At 56.8% G+C, this 11,625-nt stretch carries 10 protein-coding genes; 9 read left to right on the top strand and 1 reads right to left on the bottom strand.

The genetic code is table 11. The features are described 5' to 3' along the window. Positions 1-2 precede the first annotated feature (2 nt). The 9 genes from fkpB (at position 3) to folA (ending at position 10,734) form a co-directional block, all read left to right on the top strand. The gene (gene fkpB, locus DFO52_RS15185) at positions 3-452 is read left to right on the top strand and encodes an FKBP-type peptidyl-prolyl cis-trans isomerase (RefSeq protein ID WP_003856450.1); all 450 of its coding nucleotides are present in this window, start codon (positions 3-5) and stop codon (positions 450-452) included. 1 nt (position 453) lies between these two features. Beyond that, positions 454-1,404, top strand: coding sequence for a 4-hydroxy-3-methylbut-2-enyl diphosphate reductase (gene ispH, locus DFO52_RS15180; protein ID WP_047646611.1), 951 nt, complete (start codon positions 454-456; stop codon positions 1,402-1,404). 205 nt (positions 1,405-1,609) lie between these two features. Next, positions 1,610-2,431: a 4-hydroxy-tetrahydrodipicolinate reductase gene (dapB, locus tag DFO52_RS15175; protein WP_029740868.1), complete on the top strand. Its 822-nt coding sequence runs from the start codon at positions 1,610-1,612 to the stop codon at positions 2,429-2,431. A gap of 453 nt (positions 2,432-2,884) precedes the next feature. Beyond that, positions 2,885-4,033 (top strand): glutamine-hydrolyzing carbamoyl-phosphate synthase small subunit, encoded by a 1,149-nt coding sequence (gene carA, locus DFO52_RS15170; RefSeq protein WP_010427050.1) that lies wholly within the window; start codon positions 2,885-2,887, stop codon positions 4,031-4,033. An 18-nt stretch (positions 4,034-4,051) separates the two neighbouring features. Continuing rightward, positions 4,052-7,276, top strand: a complete 3,225-nt coding sequence (gene carB / locus DFO52_RS15165; protein WP_023310356.1) for a carbamoyl-phosphate synthase large subunit — start codon at positions 4,052-4,054, stop codon at positions 7,274-7,276. Between the two features lie 138 nt (positions 7,277-7,414). Next, a complete protein-coding gene (locus DFO52_RS15160) occupies positions 7,415-7,648 on the top strand; it encodes a YgdI/YgdR family lipoprotein (RefSeq protein WP_023310357.1) in 234 nt (77 codons plus the stop codon). Positions 7,649-7,751: 103 nt separating this feature from the next. Beyond that, positions 7,752-8,282: a glutathione-regulated potassium-efflux system oxidoreductase KefF gene (gene kefF / locus DFO52_RS15155; RefSeq protein ID WP_023310358.1), complete on the top strand. Its 531-nt coding sequence runs from the start codon at positions 7,752-7,754 to the stop codon at positions 8,280-8,282. Further along, positions 8,275-10,140: a glutathione-regulated potassium-efflux system protein KefC gene (gene kefC, locus DFO52_RS15150; RefSeq protein ID WP_133550687.1), complete on the top strand. Its 1,866-nt coding sequence runs from the start codon at positions 8,275-8,277 to the stop codon at positions 10,138-10,140. The genes kefF and kefC overlap by 8 nt, the downstream gene beginning before the upstream one ends. Positions 10,141-10,254: 114 nt before the next feature. Beyond that, complete coding sequence (gene folA / locus DFO52_RS15145; protein WP_008502023.1) at positions 10,255-10,734, top strand: type 3 dihydrofolate reductase; 480 nt, start codon at positions 10,255-10,257, stop codon at positions 10,732-10,734. Between the two features lie 39 nt (positions 10,735-10,773). Here the strand turns inward: folA and apaH are convergent, their stop codons facing one another. After that, complete coding sequence (gene apaH, locus DFO52_RS15140) at positions 10,774-11,622, bottom strand: bis(5'-nucleosyl)-tetraphosphatase (symmetrical) ApaH (RefSeq protein ID WP_047646615.1); 849 nt, start codon at positions 11,620-11,622, stop codon at positions 10,774-10,776. Positions 11,623-11,625 lie beyond the last annotated feature (3 nt).

Here is an 11,625-nt window from a genome sequence, read left to right as displayed (position 1 = left end):
GCATGTCTAAATCCGTACAGAGCAACAGCGCGGTTCTCGTTCACTTCACGCTGAAGCTGGATGACGGCTCCACGGCCGAATCCACCCGCAATAACGGCAAACCGGCCCTGTTTCGTCTTGGCGATACCTCCCTGTCTGAAGGTCTTGAGCAGCAGCTTCTGGGCCTGAAAGAGGGTGAGAAAAAAGCCTTTTCGTTGGAGCCGGATGCCGCGTTTGGCGTGCCGAGTCCGGACCTGATCCAGTATTTCTCGCGCCGCGAGTTTATGGACGCGGGTGAACCGGAGATCGGAGCGATTATGCTCTTTACCGCTATGGACGGCAGCGAAATGCCTGGCGTGATCCGCGAAATCAACGGCGACTCTATTACCGTTGACTTCAACCATCCGCTTGCCGGGCGTACCGTTCATTTTGATGTTGAAGTGCTGGAAATCGATCCTGCACTGGAGGCCTGAAATGCAGATCCTGTTGGCTAACCCGCGCGGCTTCTGCGCCGGTGTAGACCGCGCTATCAGCATTGTTGAAAACGCGCTGGAGATTTACGGCGCGCCGATTTATGTGCGTCATGAAGTGGTGCATAACCGCTACGTGGTCGACAGCCTGCGCGAGCGCGGCGCCATCTTTATCGAGCAGATCAGCGAAGTGCCGGACGGTGCGATCCTGATCTTCTCCGCGCACGGCGTCTCACAGGCGGTACGTAACGAAGCGAAAAGCCGCGACCTGACCGTCTTCGATGCCACCTGTCCACTGGTGACAAAAGTGCATATGGAAGTGGCGCGCGCCAGCCGCCGCGGTGAAGAGTCGATTCTGATTGGCCATGCCGGTCATCCGGAAGTCGAAGGCACCATGGGCCAGTACAGCAACCCGGAAGGGGGGATGTATCTGGTTGAGTCGCCGGAAGATGTCTTTACGCTGAACGTGAAAAATGAAGCCCGTCTGTCGTTTATGACCCAGACGACGCTCTCCGTAGACGATACCTCAGACGTGATTGACGCGCTGCGTCAGCGCTTCCCGAAAATCGTCGGTCCGCGTAAGGATGATATCTGCTACGCGACCACTAACCGTCAGGAAGCGGTGCGCGCACTGGCTGAACAGGCGGACGTGGTGCTGGTGGTCGGCTCCAAAAACTCGTCTAACTCCAACCGTCTGGCCGAACTGGCGCAGCGTATGGGGAAAATGGCTTTCCTGATTGATGACGCGTCGGATATTCAGGAAGTGTGGGTTAAACACGCGGCCTGTGTCGGCGTGACGGCCGGGGCGTCTGCGCCAGATATTCTGGTACAGAACGTCATTTCCCGTCTGCAGGAGCTGGGCGGCGGTGAAGCGGTGCCGCTGGAAGGACGTGAAGAGAACATCGTTTTCGAAGTCCCGAAAGAACTGCGCATCGACGCCCGCGAAGTCGAATAGACCTTTTTCTGATGAACGGCCAGCACCTCCTGTGCTGGCCTTTTTTTTACCCGTTACTTTATCGTGACGATAAAATCATGTCTTTTACTGATATTTAAGTCGGTTTCACGTTAAATTCTAATTATCGGTGTTTTCAGTTGGCAGTGCTTCACAAGGCTGGTTAATCTGAAAACGGTTTACATCATTTTAACGTAAGAGAATAACTATGCATGATGCACAGATCCGTGTCGCCATTGCGGGCGCGGGTGGACGTATGGGCCGTCAGCTTATTCAGGCGGCACTTCAGATGGATGGCGTCGCGCTTGGCGCGGCTCTGGAGCGTGAAGGTTCTTCACTTCTGGGGACCGATGCCGGTGAGCTGGCGGGCGCAGGCCACACGGGCGTTACCGTGCAAAGTAGCCTGGAGGCGGTAAAAGAGGACTTCGATGTATTCATCGATTTTACCCGCCCGGAAGGGACGCTCGCGCATCTGGCGTTTTGTCGCCAGCACGGCAAGGGGATGGTGATCGGCACCACCGGTTTTGACGATGCGGGTAAGCAGGCTATCCAGGATGCATCAAAAGAGATTGCGATTGTCTTCGCCGCAAACTTCAGCGTGGGCGTTAACGTCATGCTGAAGCTGCTGGAGAAGGCCGCGAAGGTGATGGGCAACTATACCGATATTGAGATCGTAGAAGCTCACCACCGTTACAAAGTTGATGCGCCATCAGGTACGGCGCTGGCGATGGGCGAAGCGATTGCTCATGCACTTGATAAAGATTTAAAAGACTGCGCGGTTTACACCCGCGAAGGCTACACCGGCGAACGCGTGCCGGGCACCATTGGTTTTGCAACCGTGCGAGCGGGTGACATCGTCGGCGAACATACGGCGATGTTCGCCGATATTGGTGAGCGCGTCGAAATTACGCATAAAGCCTCCAGCCGAATGACGTTCGCCAACGGTGCGGTACGTTCCGCTTTGTGGCTTAAAAACAAGAAAGATGGCCTTTTTGATATGCGAGACGTGCTCGATCTCAACAATTTGTAAGCATTATTACCCATCGTGATGTGGTTGTTGCAGTCGTAATTGTTTGATTGCATAGGGCAATATTTTATTGCCCTTTTATTTTATCTGTTTCATGGTGTATTTCTTATTAATGCTCTAAATATCTATCTCTTATAGCGTTTTAACGTTACTGAAATGTAAATTTTGACCATTTGGTCTACTTTATGGTGCTGCGCTAGCTCACTTTTCATTAAACCAGGCGCGCAAGCGTTTTCTGCAGTGATTTACCTGATGTTTTTGTCGCTTAAGCCGCATTCCACTCGTCAGACTTGCAAAAGAGTAAACAAAATATCCGTTTTAAGTTGACTTTTACCCACCAAATCCCCAGAATGCCGCCGTTTGCCAAAAATCCGCTGGCAACACATTTGCATTGATCCATGACATGCTATGAATTAATATGCAAATAAAGTGAGTGAATATTCTCTGGAGGGTGTTTTGATTAAGTCAGCGCTATTGGTTCTGGAAGACGGAACCCAGTTTATCGGTCGGGCCATAGGGGCAACGGGTTCGGCGGTTGGGGAAGTCGTTTTCAATACTTCAATGACCGGTTATCAAGAAATCCTCACTGATCCTTCCTATTCTCGCCAAATCGTTACTCTTACTTATCCTCATATCGGCAATGTCGGCACCAATGCGGCTGACGAAGAATCTTCTCAGGTACATGCGCAAGGCCTGGTCATCCGCGACCTGCCGCTGATTGCCAGCAACTTCCGCAATACCGAAGACCTCTCTTCTTATCTGAAGCGCCATAACATCGTGGCGATTGCCGATATCGATACCCGTAAGTTAACGCGTCTGCTGCGCGAGAAGGGTGCACAGAACGGCTGCATCATCGCGGGTGATAACCTCGATGCGACGCTGGCGCTGGAAAAAGCGAAAGCCTTCCCGGGCCTGAACGGCATGGACCTGGCGAAAGAAGTGACGACCGCTGAAGCCTACAGCTGGACTCAGGGTAGCTGGACGCTGGAAGGCGACCTGCCGGAAGCGAAAAAAGAGAGCGAGCTGCCGTTCCACGTGGTGGCCTACGATTTCGGCGCCAAGCGCAACATCCTGCGCATGCTGGTTGACCGCGGCTGCCGCCTGACGGTGGTTCCGGCACAAACGTCTGCCGAAGACGTGCTGAAGATGAATCCGGACGGTATTTTCCTGTCCAACGGCCCTGGTGACCCGGCGCCGTGTGATTACGCCATCGCCGCCATCAAGTCCTTCCTGGAAACTGATATCCCGGTATTCGGCATCTGCCTCGGCCATCAGCTGCTGGCGCTGGCGAGCGGTGCGAACACCGTTAAGATGAAGTTCGGCCACCACGGTGGTAACCACCCGGTGAAAGACATCGATAACAACACGGTGATGATCACCGCGCAGAACCACGGCTTTGCCGTCGATGAAGCCTCGATGCCGGCTAACCTGCGCGTGACCCATAAGTCGTTGTTCGATGGCACCCTGCAGGGTATCCACCGTACCGATAAGCCAGCATTCAGCTTCCAGGGTCACCCGGAAGCCAGCCCGGGCCCACACGACGCCGCGCCGCTGTTCGATCACTTCATCGAACTTATCGAGCAATACCGTAAGACCGCTAAATAATCAGGAGCCGAGAAGACAATGCCAAAACGTACAGACATAAAAAGCATCCTGATCCTTGGCGCTGGCCCGATCGTCATCGGCCAGGCCTGCGAATTCGACTACTCCGGCGCGCAGGCGTGTAAAGCCCTGCGTGAAGAGGGTTACCGCGTAATCCTGGTAAACTCTAATCCGGCAACCATCATGACCGACCCGGAAATGGCCGATGCAACCTACATCGAGCCGATTCACTGGGAAGTGGTGCGTAAAATCATCGAGAAAGAGCGTCCGGACGCGGTGCTGCCAACCATGGGCGGCCAGACGGCGCTGAACTGTGCGCTGGAGCTGGAGCGTCAGGGCGTGCTGGAAGAGTTCGGCGTGACCATGATTGGTGCGACCGCCGACGCGATTGATAAAGCAGAAGACCGTCGCCGCTTCGACGTGGCGATGAAGAAAATCGGCCTCGACACCGCGCGTTCCGGTATCGCACACAATATGGAAGAAGCGCTGGCCGTCGCGGCTGACGTGGGCTATCCGTGCATCATCCGTCCATCGTTCACTATGGGCGGCACCGGCGGCGGCATCGCCTACAACCGCGAAGAGTTCGAAGAGATTTGCGAGCGCGGTCTGGATCTCTCTCCAACCAAAGAGCTGCTGATTGATGAATCGCTGATTGGCTGGAAAGAGTACGAGATGGAAGTGGTGCGTGATAAAAACGACAACTGCATCATCGTCTGCTCCATCGAAAACTTCGATGCGATGGGTATCCACACCGGCGACTCCATCACCGTTGCGCCAGCCCAGACCCTGACCGACAAAGAGTATCAAATCATGCGTAACGCCTCGATGGCGGTACTGCGTGAAATCGGCGTGGAAACCGGCGGTTCTAACGTGCAGTTCTCGGTGAACCCGAAAACTGGCCGTCTGATTGTTATCGAAATGAACCCGCGCGTGTCCCGTTCCTCCGCGCTGGCCTCTAAAGCGACCGGCTTCCCGATTGCGAAAGTGGCGGCGAAGCTGGCGGTGGGTTACACCCTCGACGAGCTGATGAACGACATCACCGGTGGCCGCACGCCTGCGTCCTTCGAGCCGTCCATCGACTACGTTGTCACCAAAATTCCACGCTTCAACTTCGAGAAGTTCGCAGGCGCGAACGACCGTTTGACCACCCAGATGAAATCTGTCGGTGAAGTGATGGCGATTGGCCGCACGCAGCAGGAATCCCTGCAGAAAGCGCTGCGCGGCCTCGAAGTGGGCGCGACCGGCTTCGACCCGAAAGTGAGCCTGGACGACCCGGAAGCGCTGACCAAAATTCGCCGCGAGCTGAAAGACGCTGGCGCAGAGCGTATCTGGTATATCGCCGATGCCTTCCGTGCGGGCCTGTCCGTCGACGGCGTGTTCAACCTGACCAACATCGACCGCTGGTTCCTGGTGCAGATTGAAGAGCTGGTGCGTCTGGAAGAACAGGTCGCTGAGCTGGGCATCACCGGCCTGGACGCTGACTTCCTGCGCGTGCTGAAGCGTAAAGGCTTCGCCGACGCGCGTCTGGCTAAGCTGGCGGGCGTGCGCGAAGCGGAAATCCGCAAGCTGCGCGACCAGTACGACCTGCACCCGGTCTACAAGCGCGTGGACACCTGTGCGGCTGAATTCTCGACCGACACCGCCTACATGTACTCCACCTATGAAGACGAGTGTGAAGCGAACCCGTCCGTCGACCGCGACAAGATTATGGTGCTGGGCGGCGGTCCAAACCGTATCGGCCAGGGCATCGAGTTCGACTACTGCTGCGTACACGCCTCGCTGGCGCTGCGCGAAGACGGTTACGAGACCATCATGGTCAACTGTAACCCGGAAACCGTCTCTACCGACTACGACACCTCTGACCGCCTCTACTTCGAGCCGGTGACGCTGGAAGACGTGCTGGAAATCGTGCGCATCGAGAAGCCAAAAGGCGTTATCGTGCAGTACGGCGGCCAGACCCCGCTGAAGCTGGCGCGCGCGCTGGAAGCAGCAGGCGTGCCGGTTATCGGCACCAGCCCGGATGCGATTGACCGTGCGGAAGACCGCGAGCGTTTCCAGCAGGCGGTTGACCGTCTGAAGCTGAAACAGCCGGCGAACGCCACCGTCACCGCCATTGAAATGGCCGTTGAGAAGGCGAAAGAGATTGGCTACCCGCTGGTGGTGCGTCCTTCCTACGTGCTGGGCGGCCGCGCGATGGAAATCGTGTATGACGAAGCCGACCTGCGCCGCTACTTCCAGACCGCGGTAAGCGTGTCGAACGATGCGCCAGTGCTGCTCGACCGCTTCCTCGACGACGCGGTGGAAGTGGACGTGGACGCCATCTGCGACGGCGAAATGGTGCTGATTGGCGGCATCATGGAGCACATTGAGCAGGCAGGCGTGCACTCCGGCGACTCCGCCTGTTCTCTGCCAGCGTACACCCTGAGCCAGGAGATTCAGGACGTGATGCGCCAGCAGGTGCAGAAGCTGGCCTTCGAGCTGCAGGTTCGCGGCCTGATGAACGTTCAGTTCGCGGTGAAAGACAACGAAGTCTACCTGATTGAAGTGAACCCGCGTGCGGCACGTACCGTACCGTTCGTCTCCAAAGCCACCGGCGTACCGCTGGCGAAAGTGGCGGCGCGCGTGATGGCGGGCCAGACGCTGGCGCAGCAGGGCGTGACCAAAGAGATCATTCCACCGTACTACTCGGTGAAAGAAGTGGTGCTGCCGTTCAACAAATTCCCGGGCGTTGACCCGCTGTTAGGGCCAGAAATGCGCTCTACCGGGGAAGTGATGGGCGTGGGCCGCACCTTCGCAGAAGCGTTTGCGAAGGCGCAGCTGGGCAGTAGCTCCACCATGAGAAAATCAGGCCGTGCGCTGCTCTCCGTTCGCGAAGGCGACAAAGAGCGCGTGGTTGACCTGGCCGCCAAGCTGCTGAAACAGGGCTTCGAGCTGGACGCAACCCACGGTACGGCGATTGTGCTGGGCGAAGCCGGCATCAACCCGCGTCTGGTGAACAAGGTGCATGAAGGTCGTCCGCACATTCAGGATCGTATCAAGAATGGCGAATACACCTACATCATCAACACCACCGCAGGCCGCCAGGCGATTGAAGACTCCAAGCTGATTCGCCGCAGCGCGCTGCAGTACAAAGTACACTACGACACCACCCTGAACGGCGGTTTCGCAACGGCCATGGCGCTGAACGCGGATGCCACCGAGAAGGTGATTTCAGTGCAGGAAATGCACGCGCAGATTAGCAAGTAAGTAAAAATGCCCGGTTCCGTTCGGTTGCCGGGCATTCTCCCATCTTCAGAACCTTCTGGTTTTTCATCCGCTTTCAGTCAGTTAGCCTAAAATGGTTAGGTCGATAACGAAATTCAACTGAGAGCAGGGGAAAACACCATGCAAAATAAATTACTGATCGCTTCCGTTCTGGCTGCCACGACAATGTTTACCGTTGCGGGCTGTTCGTCTAATCAGGCCGTAAAAACCACCGATGGCAAAACCATTGTCACCGACGGCAAACCGCAGGTAGATGACGATACCGGTCTGGTGTCGTACAAAAACGCCGAAACCGGTCAAACTGAGCAGATCAACCGTGACCAGGTGAAATCCATGGGCGAGCTGGATAACTAATTCAGAATTCTGACGTAAGCCCGTCAATAATATTCACTATTAGCCTGTTGAATTACTGACTACACTCTTTTGTTAAAAGAAAGCAGTAACAACAGGCTAATCAATGATTCTGATAATATATGCCCATCCTTATCCGCAGCACTCACATGCGAATAAGCGGATGCTTGAGCAGGTAAGGACGCTTGATAACGTAGAGATACGTTCCCTCTATCAACTCTATCCCGATTTTAATATCGATATCGCCGCCGAACAGGAGGCGCTTTCCCGTGCCGATCTGATTATCTGGCAGCATCCCATGCAGTGGTACAGCACGCCCCCGCTTCTGAAGCTGTGGATTGATAAAGTCTTCTCCCACGGCTGGGCGTATGGCCACAACGGCAATGCGCTAAAAGGGAAAAGCCTGATGTGGGCAGTCACCACCGGCGGTGGGGAAAGCCATTTTGATATTGGTTCCTTCCCGGGTTTTGACGTCCTGGCACAGCCGCTGCAGGCGACTGCGCTCTATTGCGGTTTGAACTGGCTCCCGCCGTTTGCGATGCACTGCACGTTCGTTTGCGACGATGAAACGCTGCAGGCGCAGGCTCGCCATTATAAACAACGCTTACTTGAGTGGCAGGAGACGCACCATGGATAGCCATACGCTGATACAGGCGCTGATTTACCTCGGCGCGGCGGCGCTGATTGTGCCCGTGGCGGTACGCCTGGGGCTGGGATCTGTTCTCGGCTACCTGATTGCGGGCTGCGTCATTGGGCCGTGGGGCTTTCGTTTAGTCACCGATGCCGAAGCGATACTGCATTTCGCTGAAATTGGCGTGGTGCTGATGCTGTTTGTGATTGGCCTGGAGCTCGACCCGCAGCGGCTGTGGAAGCTTCGCGCCTCGGTATTTGGCGGCGGGGCGCTTCAGATGGTGGCCTGCGGCCTGCTGCTGGGTGGGTTCTGCATCCTGTTGGGCATGGACTGGAAAGTGGCAGAGCTCATCGGCATGACGCTGGCGCTCTCCTCGACGGCGATTGCCATGCAGGCGATGAATGAGCGAAATCTGACGGTCTCCCAGATGGGACGCAGCGCGTTCTCCGTGCTGCTGTTCCAGGACATTGCTGCTATCCCGCTGGTGGCGATGATCCCGCTGCTGGCGGCCAGCGGTTCCTCTACCACGCTGGGCGCTTTTGCGCTGTCGGCGCTGAAGGTGGCGGGCGCGCTGGCGCTGGTGGTGCTGCTTGGTCGCTACGTGACCCGCCCGCTGCTGCGGTTTGTCGCCCGCTCAGGCCTGCGCGAAGTGTTCAGCGCCGTGGCGCTGTTCCTGGTGTTCGGCTTTGGTCTGCTTCTGGAAGAGGCCGGGCTGTCGATGGCGATGGGGGCGTTCCTCGCAGGCGTTCTGCTGGCGAGCTCTGAATACCGTCACGCGCTGGAAAGCGATATCGAGCCGTTTAAAGGGTTGCTGCTGGGGCTGTTTTTCATTGGCGTCGGGATGTCCGTCGACTTCGGCACGCTGGTGACGCACCCGCTGCGGATCGTCATCCTGCTCGTCGGCTTCCTGGTCATTAAAATGGTGATGCTGTGGCTGATTGCTCGCCCATTGAACGTGCCGGGCAGGCAGCGCCGCTGGTTCGCCGTGCTGCTGGGGCAGGGGAGTGAATTTGCATTCGTGGTCTTTGGCGCCGCGCAGATGGCAAACGTGCTCGATCCCGAGTGGGCGAAAGCGCTGACGCTGGCGGTCGCACTGTCGATGGCGGCGACGCCTGTGCTGCTGGTGGTGCTGACGCGCCTGGAAAAATCTGGCAGCGAGCAGGAGCGCGAGGCCGACGAGATCGACGAGGAGCAGCCGCGCGTCATCATCGCCGGATTTGGCCGCTACGGGCAGATCGTCGGCCGCTTACTGCTGTCGAGCGGGGTGAAGATGGTTATCCTCGATCACGATCCCGACCATGTCGATACCCTGCGTAAATTCGATATGAAGGTGTTTTACGGGGATGCGACCCGCGTTGATCTGCTGGAATCCGCCGGGGCGGCAAAAGCAGAGGTATTGATTAACGCCATTGACGATCCGGAAACCAGCATGCAGATGGTGGAGCTGGTAAAAGAACATTTCCCGGCGCTGACCATTATTTCCCGGGCGCGCGATGTGGATCACTACATCCGGCTGCGGCAGGCGGGCGTAGACGCGCCGGAGCGTGAAACGTTCGAAGGTGCGCTGAAGTCTGGCCGCATGGCGCTGGAAAACCTGGGGCTCGGCGCTTATGAAGCGCGCGAGCGCGCGGACCTGTTCCGCCGCTTTAATACCGAGATGGTTGAAGAGATGGCGGCGATGGCCGGCAGTACGGCCACCGAGCGTGCGGCGGTGTTCAAACGCACCAGCGCGATGCTGACGGAAATCATTAACGAGGACCGTAACCACCTGTCGCTGATCCAGCGCCATGGCTGGCAGGGCACGGAAGAGGGCAAGCATACCGGCGATCCGGCTGACGAGCCCGAGAGTAAACCTTCCGCGTGAAGTGGAGTTGCCAGCAATATTAAAAAATTTCTTTATCTTTACCCTGCCGCCAGTCGACGAAAGATTAAGCTTTCCGTATAGTGGCGGCAATTTTTTGCATCCGGGAAATTTTCAATGATCAGTCTGATTGCAGCGCTGGCGGTGGACCGCGTTATCGGTATGGAAAATGCCATGCCGTGGAACCTGCCTGCCGATCTCGCATGGTTTAAACGTACTACGTTAAACAAGCCGGTAGTGATGGGCCGCCTGACCTGGGAGTCGATTGGTCGTCCATTGCCGGGCCGTAAGAATATCGTTATCAGCAGCCAACCGGGCACTGACGATCGCGTCGAATGGGTAAAATCCGTAGACGAGGCGATTGCTGCATGCGGCAATGCCGAAGAGATCATGGTGATTGGCGGTGGGCGCGTGTACGAGCAGTTCCTGCCAAAAGCGCAGAAGCTTTATCTGACCCACATTGATGCAGAAGTGGAAGGGGATACCCATTTCCCGGACTACGATCCGGACGAGTGGGAATCGGTATTCAGCGAATTCCACGACGCGGATGCACAGAACTCCCACAGCTACTGCTTCGAGATTCTGGAACGTCGTTAAGTGATTTTCCCTCTCCCGGCCGGGAGAGGGAATAGCGTATCAGGAGGCAACGGCCTCGCTTTCCCCTAAGTCCAGCTGTCGGTTGGACGGCTGCACAAAGTAAGCTTTATCTTCCCAGCGTAAGCAGGTTAACTCTCCGCCCCAGCAGCATCCGGTATCCAGACCGTAAATCCCTTCCGGTGTGCCTTTTCCTTCCAGCGCAGCCCAGTGACCAAAGACCACGCTGTACTCGCTTGTCACCGGTCCCGGAATGGCAAACCACGGTTTCAGCGGGGCGGGCGCGCTTTCCGGCGTCTCTTTGGAATACATGTCTAGCTGTCCGTTCGGGAAGCAGAAACGCATGCGGGTGAACGCGTTGGTGATAAAGCGCAGTCGTGCCAGACCGCTAAGTTCCTCGCTCCAGTGGTTCGGCATATCGCCGTACATGGCATCGAGGAAGAAAGGATACGAGTCGCTCGCCAGCACCGCCTCAACGTCACGCGCGCAGGTTTTCGCCGTCTCAAGATCCCATTGTGGCGTGATCCCGGCATGCGCCATGACCAGCTTTTTCTCTTCGTCGATCTGCAGCAGGGGCTGACGGCGCAGCCAGTTAATCAGATCGTCCGCGTCCGGAGCATCCAGCAGTGGGGTGAGGCGATCTTTAGGCTTGTTGCGGCTGATCCCGGCGAAAACCGCCAGCAGATGCAGATCGTGATTGCCCAGCACCATGCGGACGCTATCGCCCAGCGATTTGACGAAACGTAATACTTCAAGGGAGCCGGGGCCACGCGCGACTAAATCGCCTGTCAGCCAGAGCGTGTCCTGTCCTGGCGTAAAGTCGACCTGTTTTAACAATGCGATCAGTTCATCGTAGCAACCGTGAACGTCGCCAATCAGATATGTAGACATTAG

This window comes from Enterobacter sp. AG326, from assembly GCF_004362415.1.
In the GTDB taxonomy this organism is placed as follows: Bacteria; Pseudomonadota; Gammaproteobacteria; order Enterobacterales; family Enterobacteriaceae; genus Enterobacter; species Enterobacter asburiae.
This window is presented reverse-complemented; position numbering and strand designations above follow the sequence as displayed.